The organism is Exiguobacterium sp. NPDC077395 (assembly GCF_050269125.1).
GTDB classification, from domain to species: Bacteria; Bacillota; Bacilli; order Exiguobacteriales; family Exiguobacteriaceae; genus Exiguobacterium; species Exiguobacterium aestuarii_A.
The window spans coordinates 533,038-548,324 of record NZ_JBNNHU010000001.1 but is presented as its reverse complement, the minus strand read 5'-3'; the positions used below and the strand labels follow the sequence as shown (position 1 = coordinate 548,324).

The following is a 15,287-nucleotide window of genomic DNA, read 5'->3' as shown; positions in this document are numbered from 1 at the left end:
CCCATTTCTCCAGTTGGGTACTTTTTTATAAAAATATGACATTTTTGGTTGATTAAAACTTTTTGTTTACATTTATCACGAAATTCGATTTAATTTGTAATAGAACTGTTACCATTTTTTGAAATGTTTTTCTGTGACTTTAGACCTATCCAATTCTTAGAAATTGTTTAATAATTTTCAAAATCACGTTAATAAATCCGAAAAACCATCCGATAGTATGATTGTAGGAGCATTTTTTTCATCTTTGTCGGTTCATATTTGAGTCCACGGAAGGAGGAACCATCATTGAGTCAAACGCTAACCACTAAATCCCATCACCTGTCCACCGAACAACAGAGGATGATCCATTGCATCCGCCTTCTCGGGGACTTGTTGAAGGAACGTCCACGCCGCTCTGTCTACCGTCGCTTTGCCATGGAACAGAATTGGCCATCTCCTGAATCCATCATCAGACAGTTCGGGTCATGGGCTGAGGCACTTGCCATCGCAGGCTATGAATGGCATGGAGAAGCAACTGTCGAATTGCCAGACAAAATGCCGAAGTATACACGCGAGGATATCATCGAGACGCTTGCACTTTATTCGCGAGACATGGGCTCGATCATTACCTTGAAGAAGTATCAGCAATGGCGAAAGCTCCATCCGAAGGCACCGAGCCATTATCATATCGTCAAGACGTTCGGTTCGTGGCATGATGCCTGTGCCGAGGCAGGACTTGAGGCGAGTGTCACCTATTCGAAAACAGAATTATCTAACGCGCTACGTGAAGCCATTCAGGAAATGGGCTTCTCCCTCTCATTCGAAGCATATCGGGAATGGGCGAAGCGTAACAACAAGCCTTCGACAAAAGCGATCCTACATCGCTATGGCTCTTGGTCAGCCGCCGTTCATGCGGTGGAATCGGAACTTTATAATACGAACTCATAATCTTTTCATACAAAAGGAGGATCCGCCATATGGTGGATCCTCCTTTCATCTGACTTCTGTGGATAGTTCTTGATAGTGGGCGACCCGGTCACGACCATTGAACTTGGCCCCGACATACATGGCTCGGTCCGCATGCCGGAGTACCGTATCCAAGTCTTCATATTCATGAATCGTCTCAATCCCAATACTCGCTGTCACCGTGATGCGTGTCCCTTCCGTACCAAAATCATGGCGTCTCAGCGCTTCCCGTATCTTTTCACCGACCAGATGGGCTGCCGCCTCATCCATTCGGGGGAACACGAAGACAAATTCTTCTCCACCATACCGCGTCACCAAATCCGTCGCCCGAACGCTGCGCGTGAACAATTGTCCGGCCTCAATCAACACTTCATCCCCGAACGCATGTCCATACGTATCGTTGATCGACTTGAAGTGATCCAAGTCGACGAGGAAAAGCGAGAGCGGATAGGATGCCACGTCATTCAATCGTTCTGTCGTCCAGCTGCGTAACGCCCGCTGATTATGTAGGCCCGTCAAAGGGTCCGTCAAACTCTCATGCTGCAGGCGGTCCCGCTCATCGATTCGCTCGATCGACCACGACAACGTTTTAAGGAGCCGGTTCACTTCGATGGCAATCGGCGTCTCATACGCGCCGTTGGCTGTCGTCGACACCATACAGCTTACCGCCGTTTCCGCTCCCCAAACGGGCTGGATGACGAGCGCTGAATGATGCAGCTCTTGCTGCTGTTGCTGTAGCTCGGGATGCCATTCATGTAACGAATCATAGACGAAACATGGCTCATCCTCGTCTTGATAACGCTCGATTGTATAGGCGTCTGGCACACTCGGGATGATGCGTCCCGTCATATCATAAAACGTCCGCTCCCCGTTTCGGTTGACCTGCAGCCAACCACGTTCGACTTCCACGACGTCACGCAGTCCGTTCCAAAACTTTTCAATCAACAGTTGTTCGCTATCGACACGGTATAGCTGTTCTTTCAACCGCTCGACCTGATCGACTTTTGTTTTCGTCTCTTCCGTCTCCGTCGCTTTCGACATCGTCATCTTTAGGACGGATAAAATGAAGAACGTGACGATGAGCCCGACGTACCCGAACACGAGATACGATTCGATGGCAATCATTGTGAACAACAATTCGAGCGACACAACGAGCCAATCAAATCGAATCAATCGCCACATGATCGGTAACGGGATTCGCTCCCCGACCATGAAGTAAGACAAGACGAAACTCATCGTCAGGACGAGGAAAAGTGTCCCTAAGAACGCCAACATCGCTACTCCCTCTTGCATCAAATGAACAGGCTCCCCGATGCGTCCACCGAGCCCGATATAGGCCAGTCCCGGTAACAGGACGAGGAGGCACTCGATCACCGTATTCAACGGATAGAAATGTAAGAAACGACGACGTCCGACCCGACGATTGAACGTCCTCGCTTGAAAGGTGAACAAAAGAAGTTGACCCATTAGGAGGGCCGGGGCGAGCCCGTAAAGGAAGAACGTGATAAAGACGAACATCTCATGAAACGTGAAATGGAGATGTCTACGCTTGAGCGGGTTCATGACGAACAAAGCGCCTAGCGTATAAATAAACCAAAACAACGGCCAGTCGAACGATTCCAAGTGGTGTAAGGTCAAATACGTCACACCTGTGAAGACGATTGCCCACGCGAGCCAGCTCCGAACTAGATACTTCCGAAATCGCATCGTCTTCTCCCCTTTTCTCGTTCATTTTTTCTAGTATGACCCGTAATGCAAAAACATTCCAGCAATTGTTTGAAAGTTGAGACAATGAAATATTGAAAAGATTCCCAATCAGAAGTTTTATAGACATGAATGTCGGCAACAGTCAATGAAAGGAGGCTATAACGATGGACCTTTCCATGTTTCTCATCATGTTCCTACTTATTTATTCGCTGACAATCACATTTCTATTTTTACGAAGGCAAAAACAGAATTGAAGCATACAAAAGGCGATTCTCTCACGAGAACCGCCTTCACGTCTTATTTCGCTTTCAAATACGAGATTCCGATCGACCCAGATCCCGTATGCGCCCCGAGGAGCGGGGCGAGTGTGTCGACCCGAATCGGAATCTTGTCACCGAGTCGCTCTTTCCACTCTTGTGCGAGTTCAGGAACGTTGCCGTGGAAAATCGAGACGTCTTTACACTCACCAGACTCAATCGCTGCACGCAACACTTCGAATAAGTGAGCCTGTGCTTTCTTATACGTGCGGACCGTCTGATATGGAACGATCAACCCGTCCTCGAATCGGAGCACTGGTTTCAATTGAAGCATGTTCCCGATTAACGCTTTCGATTTTGAGATGCGTCCGCCTTTTTGCATCTGCGTCAAGTTTTGCAGGGTCAGCTCAATCCGTACGTCTTCGACGCGTTCTTTCATGTGGGCTTCCACGTCTTCGAGCGCGTCACCTCGTTCGACACGTTCAATTAACTCTTCTAGCATGAGTCCCATCGTATAGACCCCCGCTCGTGAATCAATGGCGAGTAACTTAAATTCTGCGATTTCAGCACCTTGTACAGAAGCCGAGTACGTTCCACTCAAGTCAGACGACAGGTGAATTGCAATCCCCATGTCGTACTCTTCCTTCAACTCCTCATAGAGTGTGACAAAATCTCCGATGGCTGGCTGGCTCGTCGAAACGCGCTCCCCGGCATCAATCCATTCATAGACGGTCGTGGCATCGACTTCAATCCCGTCTTTATACGGTTGGTCCCCTTTGACGACATAGAGCGGGACGATATGAATATCTGGGTGGTTCACTAAAGCATCTGGAAGGACGATTGTACTGTCCGTGATGTATGCAATCTTCATGAAAAGTTCTCCCTTAAAAAAGTTTTTAGTACCTGGTTATATTATTTTATCACAGGTGAAGCGGTTTCACTATTTTTTCAAAACATCCTGTGTGCAACTTGTCCAATCTGACTTCGAACAGGGTACATGATACATAACGAACAAAGGAGGCGAACGAGAGATGATTCAGCTCGAGAACGTCAATAAAATCTATAAGACCGGCGACGTGGAAACGGCTGCCTTAAAAGAGATTAACCTAAGTATTCGTGACGGCGCGTTCGTCGTCATCCTCGGACCGAGCGGAAGCGGGAAAAGTACGCTACTCAACGTCATCAGCGGACTCGATACCGTGACGAGCGGCAAAATTACATTCGGAGACACGGTGCTCACCGACTTGTCCCCCGAACAGATGACGGCATTTCGGCGCGACCACCTCGGATTCATTTTTCAACAATACAATCTCCTTCAAAACTTGACCGTCTATGAGAACGTACAAATCGGGTCCGATTTGACGAAAGACCCGCTCCCCATCGATGAATTGCTCGACCAAGTCGGACTTTTGGAATCGCGTGACAAATATCCCTATCAACTATCCGGTGGTGAACAGCAACGGGTCTCTGTCGCCCGAAGTCTCGCTAAAAATCCAGCAATCGTCTTCTGTGACGAACCGACGGGCTCGCTCGACGAGGAGAATTCGAAGAAGGTGCTCGAGCTGTTGGAGCGACTGAACGAGACGTATCAGAAAACAATCGTCGTCATCACGCACAATAACGGAATCAGTGACATGGCGGACGATGTCATCAAGATGAACTCCGGTCGAATCGTCGAAGTGATCCATCACGACACCCGCGTCGCGGCACGTGACATTCGTTGGGGATAAGGAGGTGGCGACATGCTGTACAAAAATGTGTGGAAGACGCTCAGTAAGAAATGGATGCAACTGCTCGCCATCGCCATCATCATCGTCATGAGTTCACTCACGTACACGATGATGTTCTATGGAATTAGCGGAATCGAAGTTCCAACCGAAGAATACTTGGAAGAATCGAACCAGGAAGACTTCGCCGTTGAGATGCTCAACCGGGTGACGGAAGAAGAATTACGTGACCCCGATGTTGCCGCACTCGCTGAAGCCGGAACGTTCACACTAGCCGACATCAAGCAGGCAGACGAGGAAGTCTTTAATCGTTTGATTGCGTCACGCATCGATGCGGTCGAACAAGAGATGCCAGAGGCGACGATTGAACTCCGTGACTTAAAAGCGATCACGTACACACTCGGTGACGCGGAACATCGCGGTCTCTTGCTAAAAGAATCCGATTCAATCAACCGTTCCTATGTAGAGGCGGGAGCAAGACCGAGCACGAACGACGAGATCGCCCTGAACAAAAAGTATGCTGAAGAGAATGGAATTGAAATCGGGGACACAATCGATTTAGGAAGAGCGTTCACCGTCAGCGGGTTCGTCCTCTTCCCGGACTATACCCTCCCCCTCTTCGACGACAACTTTTTCAATCTAGATCCCGGCTCCCAGACGCTCTTACTCATGACCGACGAATCGTTCGAATCGACCGTCGGACAAGAATCGTTCCGCCTCTCCGGTGTGACGGAACAGACGGTCGTGACCGATCTCGACTTACCGTTTGTCGTGTCTGTCATGGAGACGGAAAATATTATCCGAAGCGGTGCGATTTATAGTGAGATCTCATCTGGAAAAGCGATGGCGCTCGGGCTTAGCCTCTTTATCGTCTCGATCGCCGTTATCATCGTCGCCATCCTGATCTCGAATATGCTTGAGGCGGAACGCGGTCAAATCGGACTGTTAAAGGCAATCGGATACAGTCGTCGACAAATCGCAGCACCTTATCTCGTCCTCATCTTAATCTTCGCTTTCTTCATGCTGATCATCGGTTATTTCCTTGGTCTTTATTTTGCAGACCCATTGAAAGAACTGTATCTCGATTTTTATCTCTTACCATCCATCACCATCGCTCAGAGTCCACTCGTCTTTTTGACGGCCGTATTTGCGCCACTACTTTTCTTTGCACTCGTCGCAGGAGCGGTCATCTACAAGATCATGGGAGAAAGCGCCCTCGCCCTCTTATCGCCTCGGGACAACGTTTCCTTGAATCGCCTGAGTCGGCTCGTTAGTCAACTATTGAAACGCGCGAGCGGCAAGACGAAGTTCAAATATTTGTATGCGGTCAAGAGCACAGGAAGCTTCCTCATTTTCTTCCTCGGCATCTTATTCTCGACCATCCTCATCGTCTTCGCCCTCATGATGAACGGAGCTGTCGATCGAATGACCGTGGGTGGTTTAAACGAAGCAGCGTATGAATACGAAGCCTATACGGACGGTTCACCGCCAATCGAAGACGGACAAGAGCCGTTCCTCACTTACCCGTTCGCATTTGTCGAAGAGAAATTGATTACGCTGAAAGGTTTAGAGATTGACAATACCTTGTTCCCGCTACGTAACGAAGATGGTGACACATTGACACTTGAACCCGACGGACTGATCGTCTCCTCGTCACTCGCCCTCAAACTCGGACTTGAAGTCGGTCAGGACATCGATGTCGAACTGAACGAGGAGACGCTGACCTATCCGATTGTCGGGATTGCCGATGAATTCTCTGGAGACTTCGCCTATTTACCCCGGGCGACGCTAAGTGAACTGCTTACCGACGGCGCGACGGACGAGTTGTTCAATGGCATTTATGCGACGGAGCGCCCGAACGACTCAGACTATCCGACCATCCTGTCCCGTCAAGGGTTGATTGAACAATCCGAGTCCATCAATCAATATATGAACTTCATGATGAACGTCTTGATTGGTGGTGCGTCTCTCATCGCCTTCAGCATTCTATTCGTCCTGACGGCGCTGACGGTCGAGAAGAACTACTACGTCATTTCGTTATTGAAAGTGATGGGATACCAAAAACGGGAAGTCCGTTCGATGATTCTAAACAGCTACTTCATCTATGCGCTCGTCTCGGCCCTCTTGAGTATTCCGATCGCCTTGTTGACGCTTCGGGTCATCATCGTCGTATTCGCAGAAGATTATGGGCTCGTCCTCCCGCTTGAATTCGAATGGATCTATATCGTCTATACGCTCGGTGCGGTCGTTCTCCTCTTCTTCCTGAGCACGTTCGTCAGCCGACGGAAGATCGATCAAATCCCACTTCAGGAAGTATTGAAGACATATCAAGAATAATTTATGCCAAAATAGGGCATAATAAGAGATAGACCAGGCCTCTCCCGAGGAGGGGCCTGATTTTTGCAGAAAAGGATGATTGACATGAATCGTACACAAGTTATGCTCGCTATTCCCGGGAACTGGTCTTCCGCGGAAGGCGTGAACGAACAAATCAGTTTACATAGTGAAGGCTACACGATGGCCGGCTTATTGCTGCTCGAAGATGAGACGGGCAAAGCGTTCACCGTAGAAGTCGTGGAACGTGACCCGGCTCTTGCCGAGGCCATGATTCACGCGAGTTCTGGTGGATTCACACCGAAAGTCGCAAAAGGAATCGCCCGTCACACGCATGTCGTCTACTTGATTGTCGACGTCAACGATTTGACAGACGTCGCCGCCGCGCGTCGTGCCGCAAACGCTGTCTTGAATGCCGGTGGGGTCGGCGTCATGGTCGAGTCGGCTGGTGTTTCCTTCTCGAAAGACGAATGGCAAGAGTCAAAAGAAGAAGACCTTGCGCTTGACTACTCGCTGTTGACGGCGATTACAGAAGAAGAGAACGCCTACATGTCGTGGGGAATGAAAGCGTTCGGACATGCGGACGTGGCCGTACCGATGACACTTGAGATCGAAGATGCCATCCACGTGATTCACTCGTTCAATTTCCACCTCATCTCAGGCGGAGCGATGTTCGGTGATGGCGACCATTTCGCATTCGAGGACGGACGTGCTTTCACGGTCGAGATGGGTGAAGACGAGCGGACGACAATCGACAACTTGTTGCACAACCCGTTCGGTTTGATCTACCTCGTCCCGCAAGCAGCAGAATAACCAAATGGAGCGCCCGATGGCGCTCCATTTTTATATATTCACGTCGCCAACACGTCGCGATACTCCTCGTGACGGTCGAACTGATTTTTCGTGAACGGACAGTGCGGGATGATTGTCTTCCCTTCTGCCCGAGCATAGTCGACGACAGCAAGGACGAGCTTCTCCCCAACCCCTTGTCCTCTCAGGTCGTCACTCACATACGTATGGTCGACAATCAGTTTGTCGGGTCCCGTCGGTACGTAATGTAATTCTGCCGATGGCTCAGCCTCGTTTCCAACATAAAACGTGTTTTCTTTTTGTTTGATGTCCATTCACTCAGCACTCTCCTCGTCTAATTTTAGTGGGATGAAGAAATGATCACGCGTCGTCCACTCCATCTCACGCATCAAAATATCAAACGAGGTGGACAAAAAGTCTTGTACGTGACCACTCGTCGCTTCATCAAGTGGCAAGAAAAATTCGCTCTTCTCCGCATCATAATATGCCGCTTCCGGTTTCAACGTTTCCGTCGGTAGCGGTCTGAACAAAAACGGATACGGCAACACGAAATAACTCGGACGATCCGTCACGTCGTCTCCGAGCCAAAATCCAAATTCGACAAATTGTTCATCAAAGGCGACACGTTCGATTATCTTATCTTCCGGAAACGGATGTTCAATCGGATAGATGACAAGAGACGAGACATCAAACGTCCCCCAAAAGAGAGCCGGTTTGATTTTCCGACATCGCAACTTCGATAAATATGTCAGTTGTTCGTGCGCCGCCCGCTGAAACAGTCTCAATCCTTTTCGGGCATACGTCGCGTCATAGGCGAGCGGTGTCTCGTCCTTATCGAGTAGCCCTTTGAAGGCCATCTCTTGTGGTTTCGGATTGATGGTGATGTGTACCCCGTGTTCACGAAGGCGCGCGAACAAGTCATCATGATAAGACTTAATCGTTTTTCCAGCTTCAATCGGAATGGCGTCCGTCTGTTCCTCGACATGGACGACGAGGCAAGACGTCAATAAGTCCACATCAATCTGTAGCGCCCGCTCTCCTTCAAATAACAACCCTGTCGTGAAACCTTGCACCGTGAGCGGCAACGAGACGTGCCCCCATTGCGGTTCCGGTGGTGCCAGTTTGAGCTTGATTTTTCCGAGAAGCTGCGAAATCAAATGTAAGGTCAATTTCGTATCGTGCCATTCTGAATGCAATGGAATGTGCATCCCCCATCATCCTCTCATCCTTTACACGCACCACTATGGTCACAAATCGGACGTTTCCCAGATTGTCCGCATCCACATAGTGTCGCTCGGTAAGTCGAAATGACCTCATCGCCTTGATTGATCTGAAGGTCACCCCGCACTTCGATTTGTTGCCAATCGTTTAATTTTACGGATGTCGGTACATCTGGTGTCTCCGCATCCCCTCCGTCTTTTCGGACGAATTGGAGGGCACCGCTCGGACAACGTTCAATTACCGTCGCGACATCTGGTGCCTCGGCACCATCCGGTAAAATCCACGGTTTTCGTTTCGTATCAAACACTTCCGGTAGCCCACGTACACATTCTGCCGCATGTACGCAGAGCGACACGTCGTAGTACACATCAATCGATTCTCCCACGTATTGCTTGCCTCGCATCGAATCACCCCTTTTGTGTTTGCGGGTCTTTACCCGTTCACCTACGAAAAAAACCCATCATCCTCTAAATCGGATGATGGGTTAATTTTAGGCTTGTCTCATTTCTTGCATGCGTTCGAGTTGATGTGTCAATTCACCGATCGGGACAAATCGCGCCCGGCGTAGCATCTCTTTCCCATTGATGAAAAAGAGGACGACCGGTACCGTGAAAATGGAGAAAGATCCCGCAACTTCCGGGACTTCGTCCGAGTCCACCGCGACCGCCTCGATGTCAGGGAATTGATGAAGCATCTCTTCGATTTGAGGTTTCAGCGCATGACAGACACTGCATCCCGGATGTGACACGTAGACGAGCAGTTGTTCCGTGCTCGCAATCCGTTCATTCAATCCAGTCAAGGTTGTCATTGCTTCCATCTTTCATTCCTCCTATTGATTAAGCGTCGAGCCACAAGACACCGACCGTCTCAAACCCGGCATGTACCGCGATAGATGGACAGAATCGTGTCCGTACCACTTCAAGACCCGGTAATTTCGACTTGATGAGCGCGACAAGGTCGTCTTGCATCTTCGGTGCGAGTGCTGTCTGGACGAACACTCGGTTATCCTTCACACCGTTCTCCGCGTGGCGACGTTCGAGTTCACCGATCATTTCCGCATAGGCTTTCTTCAACGAGCGCGCTTTTTTGAACGGGATGACTTTCCCTGTCTCATCGAGCGTGATGATCGGTTTGATGTTCAAGATGTTCGCAAGGAACAGCTCACCCGAAGAAACGCGACCGCCGCGGCGCATCGTTTCCATGTTTCCGATAATCATGAAGAAGTTTTTCTTATCGCGCCATGCCTCGAGCAAGGCGACAATCTCTTCGACGGATTTGCCTTCTTGTTCAGCAGCTTTCCCGATTCGAACGAGTTCTTGTTGCGCTTCGAGTGCGGCATGCGAGTCGATCGTATACACTTTGAAGTCAGCCGCCTCTGCCGCTGCCTTTGAGTTTTTCGCCGTACTGCTCAATCCGTTCGAACAGTGGACGGCGATGGCGCAGTCATATCCTTCTTCTTTCAAGCGCTCGTAGCGGCCGATGAAATCTCCGAAAATCGGTTGTGACGTCTTCGCTTCTTTCTTTTGGTCAATCATATACCGATGCAAGTCTTCAAGCGAGAGATTGGTTTCACTATAGCCGTTGCCATCCACAATTAATTGAATCGGGACGATATCTACACCGAGACGTGATGCCTCTTCTTGTGAGAAGTTGGCCATACTGTCGGTAATCCATGCGATTTTTGTCATAACTAAAAAGCCTCCAATGGTCGTTCATTTTGATCCAATCCCATTATACCTTATTTTCTGTCCCGATTCCTACCCGACCGAACGGGACGCAAAAACAGAGCGACACGCGGTCGCCCTGCTTCTTTTCACTTCGTCGAAATCAATTTCGTATGGGCGAACTCGTCATGCGGCAACTCGAGATCTTTATTCGACTTCATCTGTTGAAGCGCTCGAATGAGTGGAATCCCAAGCGTCGCCGGATAGACGACATCTTTATAAAGCGTCCGTTTGATGACCTGCTCAAGGGAGAGCGGGCGTCCGTCCGCACTCACGACTTTAATCCCGACGACTCGGTCTCCGAGTGTCTGACCGTTTTGATACAGCATACAGTAAACCTCTCCGGCCATCGTCACAACGGTCGGCAAGTAATACCGCTTCACTTCCTTGTCGGGCCATACCTTTTTACGGATGGCCTTTTCAATCAATTTGGCCGGCGTCTGAAAAACGACTTGGTCGATTTGACCGGCGACGGCTCGTTTCCAAAGTGGGACTGCCACAGCAATCATCCTTTCTCTCGGTTCTAGCCTTTTATTTCCTCTTTTACCGGCTGACGAAACCCTGAGAACGGACATCCGCTTCGTGCGAACAAGTTCGGCGTTTTGATGATATTGTCGTAATGTTCATGGAAGACGTGCGTCGTCGCAGGTGATAGAGGGGGGATGAGCCAGCTCCACTGCCCGGTGACGTCACGCCCCGCTTCCCGTTCGTTCTTTTCGAATCGTTTGAATTGTTTGGCGGCGGTATGATGATCAACGATCGTGACACCTGCTCGCTCGAACGACTGGAGGACGGCTACATTCAATTCAACGAGCGCGCGGTCCCGCCAGAGCGAGCGCTCTTTCGACGTGTCGAGCCCGAGTGAGCGGCCGACGAGCGGCAACAAGTCATAGCGATCGGTGTCTGCCAAATTGCGCGCACCGATTTCTGTCTCCATGTACCATCCGTTGAACGGCACTGACGTAAAACGGAGACCGCCGATTTCAAGTTCCATGTCAGCGATGGCCGGAACGGCATGCCATTTGATCGGACGACCATCAAACAAGTCAAACTCCTCGTGAACGATCTCTACTTCGAGCACGGCATCACGCGGCAAGTCGTATAGACGAACGTCCTGACCGTCCGTAATCATGAGCGGCAAAAGATCAAACGGCGTGCCGGTCCCGACCCATCCGAGTTGTTCGGCCCTTTTCGTCATCGGCACGGACATCGGGTCCCCGATGATTCCGTCCGGTGTCTCATATCCGGCATACCGAATCAATTGCGTGTTCAACAGTTTGAACTTGTTCGGAAGGACCGTCATCGTCGAACGGATTTTTCCACCGTTTGTGGCAAAATGAAGATGTTCCACAAGCCGAGTGAAGACGTCATCAAACGTTTTCGCATCCCGGGCATCAATCACATGAAGTGTCTGCCAAAACAATCGTCCGATGCAACGGTTCGAGTTTCGCCATGCCACTTTTGCGCCTTCACACAACTCCTCCGTCGTCAACGAATACGTACCCGTGCGTTCAATTTCTTGTTCGATTTCTCGCAAACGTTCGGAAGGGTCATCTTGCCACTGTCGCATCCACTCGCTCGCTTGTTCATACAAATTCATGTCTTAAGTCTCCTCATTTGTTCTCTCTTCTCCATCTTAGAGAAAAGGAGACCTTCGTTTCAACTATCCGTTCTCGCACGTGACAGGTTACGTCGTCACGAGCCATCTGCTTGATGCACAAGTTCGATGTAATCGGAGAGCGCTTCATCCCCTGTCACTTCCGTCTCTAAGGAAGTCAGTTGTGCTTCGACCGTCGGACTCGATTCGTATGCAGCGGCGTATTGGTAAACTCCATTCGTTACTTCCGTCATCCGACGCAAGCGAACGGGTAAATCCGCTCCGGACGCGAAACGAATGATAAACTCGACCTCGCCATCTAACGGAAGACGGAGCGCAGCGTAAAAATGAAGATGCTGGTCCGAACGCGATGTCAACACAATTGAAGAAATCCCCACCGATACGGGTTGCTCGCGAATCGTCGTGATGGTGATTCCTGCTTGAATGTAGCGATTTGTCGCCATCTCGTGATCATCGAGCGGGTCGGCGAGCAGTTTCCCAGTATGCATCATCTTCTCGAACACCTCTCCCCGGACAGGTGGACTGAACAGATACCCTTGAATCGTTTTGCATCCGAGTTGACGCAACAGCAATAAATCATCCATCTGTTCGATGCCTTCTACGACGACTTCGAGATCGAATTCCTTTGCCAAGACGACAAGACTATGGATGATGGCGCGGGCTTGCTTGTTCTCGGATACGCCATGACCGAAAATCCGGTCAATTTTGATCGTGTTCACTTGGAATTGTTGCAAATAGGCAAGTGACGAATATCCTTTTCCGAAGTCATCGAGAGCGAGCTGAATCCCGAGTGCTTTCAGTGAAGAAAAGACGTTCATGATATGGTGCGTTTCATCTAGTTGTGACGTCTCGGCCACTTCGATTTCAATCCAATCTAACGGGACATCATGTCGCAGACTTGCTCCTTCGAACGTATGCAGCAACTGCTCGTGATACAAGTATTTCGGGGAGACGTTCAACGAGATGGGGACCTTTTTCGGTAACATCGCCAAGAAGCGAAACACCTCATCAATCAAATAGTCCGTCAATCGAATGAACAGATTGCTCTCTTCAGCGAGAGGGATGAAGTCGAGCGGAGACACTACACCCCATGTCGGGTGATCCCACCGCATCAACGCCTCCGCCCCCGTGATTTCTCCCGTCCACGCATTCACTTTCGGTTGATATAAAAGATAGAATTCATTGCGGTCAATGGCGTTCGGTAAATCACGCAACAATTCGAACCGCTTCAACTCGTCGAGATTCATGTGGGAGGCATACAACGAAATGGGAGCCGCACCCGACTTACCGGCTCGCCCCATTGCCATATAACTACAGCGAATGAGTGTCGTCTCATCATCCGCGTCGTTCGGATAGCGACTGATTCCGACTTGCATATTCGGGTACACCGAATACGGTTCGAGTTGAAAACAGTATTTAGATAAAGTCGTGAGTCGCTTCCCGATTTGAAACAACTCTTCATCCTCGTGATGACCCGGCATGATAACGAGATACGTATCCCCGTCCAAATGACCGACGACCGCTTTGTCCGGCACACTTTGAAGCAAGCGATGACCCGTTTGGATTCGCCATTCATCGCCATATTCATAGCCGAAAGCTCGATTGATGTCCCCAATCCGATTGAACGTGACCGTGAATAAGACGAATGCGAACTCCGTCTGAATCAATCGAGTGATGGACTGAAACATCGTCTCGCGGTTCGGAAGATTCGTCATCGGGTCGAATTCAATCAGTCGAAGGACTTCCGCTTCCTGTTCTCGTACTGCCGTCAGATCGCGAATCAACGCCTGAAACCCTCGCACGCGTCCCGTCTCATCATACAGATGCTGACGGAACTCCTGAATCCACTTCTGCTTCTTCCCGACAAAAATCCGATATTCAAGCTGAACCGGGGTCTCATGACGCGTTTTCTCATTTGCGCGATTGACCTTTTCCAAGTCATCCTGATTGATGACGACTTTCCAATAATCCGGATGGGCATTGAACTGTTTCACCGAAAAACCGAAAATGGTTTGATACTGTCCTGTCGCAAACTCAATTTGGCGCGTGTCGTAACTATAATCACAAATCGCCATGTCCGAAGCCTCGCAGACGCGACGCAACAAATCATCTTTATCGGTCAATTCATGCTCGATGCGTTGCTGGTCTTTCGTCGAAAAAATAACGTACGTGAACACATTCCGTTCGAGAGACAGTGCACCCCGTACCGTTACAGGTAATTCTTCACGCGTCACCTGATGAAGAAGACGAACATCGATCGCAAAGTCTGCCCCTTCTTCGGCTGTTCGCAATGTCCGAATCGCTTGTGTGAGTCGTTCCCAGTCGTCAGAATGGACGATTTCACGAATTTCGTCTAGCGTCATATCCTTCAAGCGTCGTCTCGAAAGACCAAGGAACGATGACACTTGCGAAGAGAAAGAAAACGTATCCTCACCAAGATGTGCCTCGATCATCATGAGTCCCGGCACTTGTTCAAGCAATTCACGTCCTACTTTCATAATGGCATAACGATTTTGCGTCTCCCATTCCGCGCTCATGTCTTTGACAATCCCATATACGCCTTGAATGAGTTGATCTTTATAAAGAGGGGTACACGTGACCGCAAGCTTTCGCTTTTGCCCCTCATATGTTTTGACGAGTTCAAAATGAACCGTTTCTCCGACTAACGCCTGCCCGTGATAGGGAGCAAATTCTTCTGACTCCGCCGGAGAAAGGGCGAGATCGTCAAACAAAAGTCCCATCTTTTCGTTTGAATCAATCAAGCGACCGTTTGTATCGAGTACGTAGATGGCATCAGGATATTGCTCAATCAACAGGGAGTCCACATGAAATGCAGGGATTGCTCCTTTAGAAAGGATTTCCGTGTCGTCTCCGTTGACGCGGTGAATCCACTTCTTGAAAATCGCCATACAATCTCTCCTTCCGAAAGAGATGGAAATTCCAA

General features: G+C 49.7%; 14 protein-coding genes. 4 read left to right on the top strand and 10 right to left on the bottom strand.

Going from position 1 to position 15,287, the window contains the following annotated elements; genetic code table 11:
- Nucleotides 1-285: 285 nt before the first annotated feature.
- Nucleotides 286-927, top strand: a complete 642-nt coding sequence (locus ACQKD4_RS02795) for a homing endonuclease associated repeat-containing protein (protein ID WP_074036465.1) — start codon at nucleotides 286-288, stop codon at nucleotides 925-927.
- Between the two features lie 45 nt (nucleotides 928-972).
- On the opposite strand, the gene ACQKD4_RS02790 is transcribed toward ACQKD4_RS02795, so the two are convergent.
- Nucleotides 973-2,652, bottom strand: coding sequence for a GGDEF domain-containing protein (locus ACQKD4_RS02790; RefSeq protein WP_427372421.1), 1,680 nt, complete (start codon nucleotides 2,650-2,652; stop codon nucleotides 973-975).
- A gap of 297 nt (nucleotides 2,653-2,949) precedes the next feature.
- Nucleotides 2,950-3,780, bottom strand: coding sequence for a DegV family protein (locus tag ACQKD4_RS02785; RefSeq protein WP_427372420.1), 831 nt, complete (start codon nucleotides 3,778-3,780; stop codon nucleotides 2,950-2,952).
- A 160-nt stretch (nucleotides 3,781-3,940) separates the two neighbouring features.
- On the opposite strand from ACQKD4_RS02785, the gene ACQKD4_RS02780 reads away from it, so the two are divergent.
- The 3 genes from ACQKD4_RS02780 (at nucleotide 3,941) to ACQKD4_RS02770 (ending at nucleotide 7,783) form a co-directional block, all read left to right on the top strand.
- Complete coding sequence (locus ACQKD4_RS02780) at nucleotides 3,941-4,639, top strand: ABC transporter ATP-binding protein (RefSeq protein WP_427372419.1); 699 nt, start codon at nucleotides 3,941-3,943, stop codon at nucleotides 4,637-4,639.
- A 12-nt stretch (nucleotides 4,640-4,651) separates the two neighbouring features.
- On the top strand, nucleotides 4,652-6,973 hold the full coding sequence (locus ACQKD4_RS02775) for an FtsX-like permease family protein (protein ID WP_427372418.1): 2,322 nt from the start codon (nucleotides 4,652-4,654) through the stop codon (nucleotides 6,971-6,973).
- Nucleotides 6,974-7,057: 84 nt separating this feature from the next.
- Entirely contained in the window at nucleotides 7,058-7,783 is a 726-nt protein-coding gene (locus ACQKD4_RS02770; protein ID WP_214693859.1) for a DUF4261 domain-containing protein, read from the top strand.
- Nucleotides 7,784-7,821: 38 nt separating this feature from the next.
- On the opposite strand, the gene ACQKD4_RS02765 is transcribed toward ACQKD4_RS02770, so the two are convergent.
- From ACQKD4_RS02765 to ACQKD4_RS02730, 8 genes are all read right to left on the bottom strand, one after another.
- Nucleotides 7,822-8,094 carry a GNAT family N-acetyltransferase gene (locus ACQKD4_RS02765; RefSeq protein ID WP_427372417.1) on the bottom strand — a complete coding sequence of 91 codons (273 nt, stop codon included), beginning with the start codon at nucleotides 8,092-8,094 and terminating at the stop codon, nucleotides 7,822-7,824.
- The gene (locus ACQKD4_RS02760; protein WP_427372416.1) at nucleotides 8,095-8,988 is read right to left on the bottom strand and encodes a DUF5996 family protein; all 894 of its coding nucleotides are present in this window, start codon (nucleotides 8,986-8,988) and stop codon (nucleotides 8,095-8,097) included.
- Between the two features lie 14 nt (nucleotides 8,989-9,002).
- The gene (locus tag ACQKD4_RS02755; RefSeq protein ID WP_214874723.1) at nucleotides 9,003-9,404 is read right to left on the bottom strand and encodes a (4Fe-4S)-binding protein; all 402 of its coding nucleotides are present in this window, start codon (nucleotides 9,402-9,404) and stop codon (nucleotides 9,003-9,005) included.
- Between the two features lie 87 nt (nucleotides 9,405-9,491).
- Entirely contained in the window at nucleotides 9,492-9,818 is a 327-nt protein-coding gene (locus tag ACQKD4_RS02750) for a thioredoxin family protein (protein WP_074036441.1), read from the bottom strand.
- Between the two features lie 19 nt (nucleotides 9,819-9,837).
- Nucleotides 9,838-10,689: a DegV family protein gene (locus tag ACQKD4_RS02745; protein WP_427372415.1), complete on the bottom strand. Its 852-nt coding sequence runs from the start codon at nucleotides 10,687-10,689 to the stop codon at nucleotides 9,838-9,840.
- Nucleotides 10,690-10,814: 125 nt separating this feature from the next.
- Nucleotides 10,815-11,234: an RDD family protein gene (locus ACQKD4_RS02740; RefSeq protein ID WP_214693873.1), complete on the bottom strand. Its 420-nt coding sequence runs from the start codon at nucleotides 11,232-11,234 to the stop codon at nucleotides 10,815-10,817.
- A 14-nt stretch (nucleotides 11,235-11,248) separates the two neighbouring features.
- Nucleotides 11,249-12,325, bottom strand: a complete 1,077-nt coding sequence (locus ACQKD4_RS02735; RefSeq protein ID WP_427372414.1) for a nitric oxide synthase oxygenase — start codon at nucleotides 12,323-12,325, stop codon at nucleotides 11,249-11,251.
- A gap of 95 nt (nucleotides 12,326-12,420) precedes the next feature.
- Nucleotides 12,421-15,252, bottom strand: a complete 2,832-nt coding sequence (locus tag ACQKD4_RS02730) for an EAL domain-containing protein (protein ID WP_427372413.1) — start codon at nucleotides 15,250-15,252, stop codon at nucleotides 12,421-12,423.
- Between the last annotated feature and the right edge of the window lie 35 nt (nucleotides 15,253-15,287).

Bases quoted from the DNA above. Each gene is read 5' to 3' on its own strand.
- ACQKD4_RS02780 (WP_427372419.1), top strand. From the start codon at position 3,941: ATGATTCAGCTCGAGAACGTCAATAAAATCTATAAGACCGGCGACGTG.
- ACQKD4_RS02775 (WP_427372418.1), top strand. From the start codon at position 4,652: ATGCTGTACAAAAATGTGTGGAAGACGCTCAGTAAGAAATGGATGCAA.
- ACQKD4_RS02750 (WP_074036441.1), bottom strand. From the start codon at position 9,818: ATGGAAGCAATGACAACCTTGACTGGATTGAATGAACGGATTGCGAGC.
- ACQKD4_RS02745 (WP_427372415.1), bottom strand. From the start codon at position 10,689: ATGACAAAAATCGCATGGATTACCGACAGTATGGCCAACTTCTCACAA.
- ACQKD4_RS02740 (WP_214693873.1), bottom strand. From the start codon at position 11,234: ATGATTGCTGTGGCAGTCCCACTTTGGAAACGAGCCGTCGCCGGTCAA.
- ACQKD4_RS02735 (WP_427372414.1), bottom strand. From the start codon at position 12,325: ATGAATTTGTATGAACAAGCGAGCGAGTGGATGCGACAGTGGCAAGAT.
- ACQKD4_RS02765 (WP_427372417.1), bottom strand. From the start codon at position 8,094: ATGGACATCAAACAAAAAGAAAACACGTTTTATGTTGGAAACGAGGCT.
- ACQKD4_RS02785 (WP_427372420.1), bottom strand. From the start codon at position 3,780: ATGAAGATTGCATACATCACGGACAGTACAATCGTCCTTCCAGATGCT.
- ACQKD4_RS02755 (WP_214874723.1), bottom strand. From the start codon at position 9,404: ATGCGAGGCAAGCAATACGTGGGAGAATCGATTGATGTGTACTACGAC.
- ACQKD4_RS02730 (WP_427372413.1), bottom strand. From the start codon at position 15,252: ATGGCGATTTTCAAGAAGTGGATTCACCGCGTCAACGGAGACGACACG.
- ACQKD4_RS02760 (WP_427372416.1), bottom strand. From the start codon at position 8,988: ATGCACATTCCATTGCATTCAGAATGGCACGATACGAAATTGACCTTA.
- ACQKD4_RS02790 (WP_427372421.1), bottom strand. From the start codon at position 2,652: ATGCGATTTCGGAAGTATCTAGTTCGGAGCTGGCTCGCGTGGGCAATC.
- ACQKD4_RS02770 (WP_214693859.1), top strand. From the start codon at position 7,058: ATGAATCGTACACAAGTTATGCTCGCTATTCCCGGGAACTGGTCTTCC.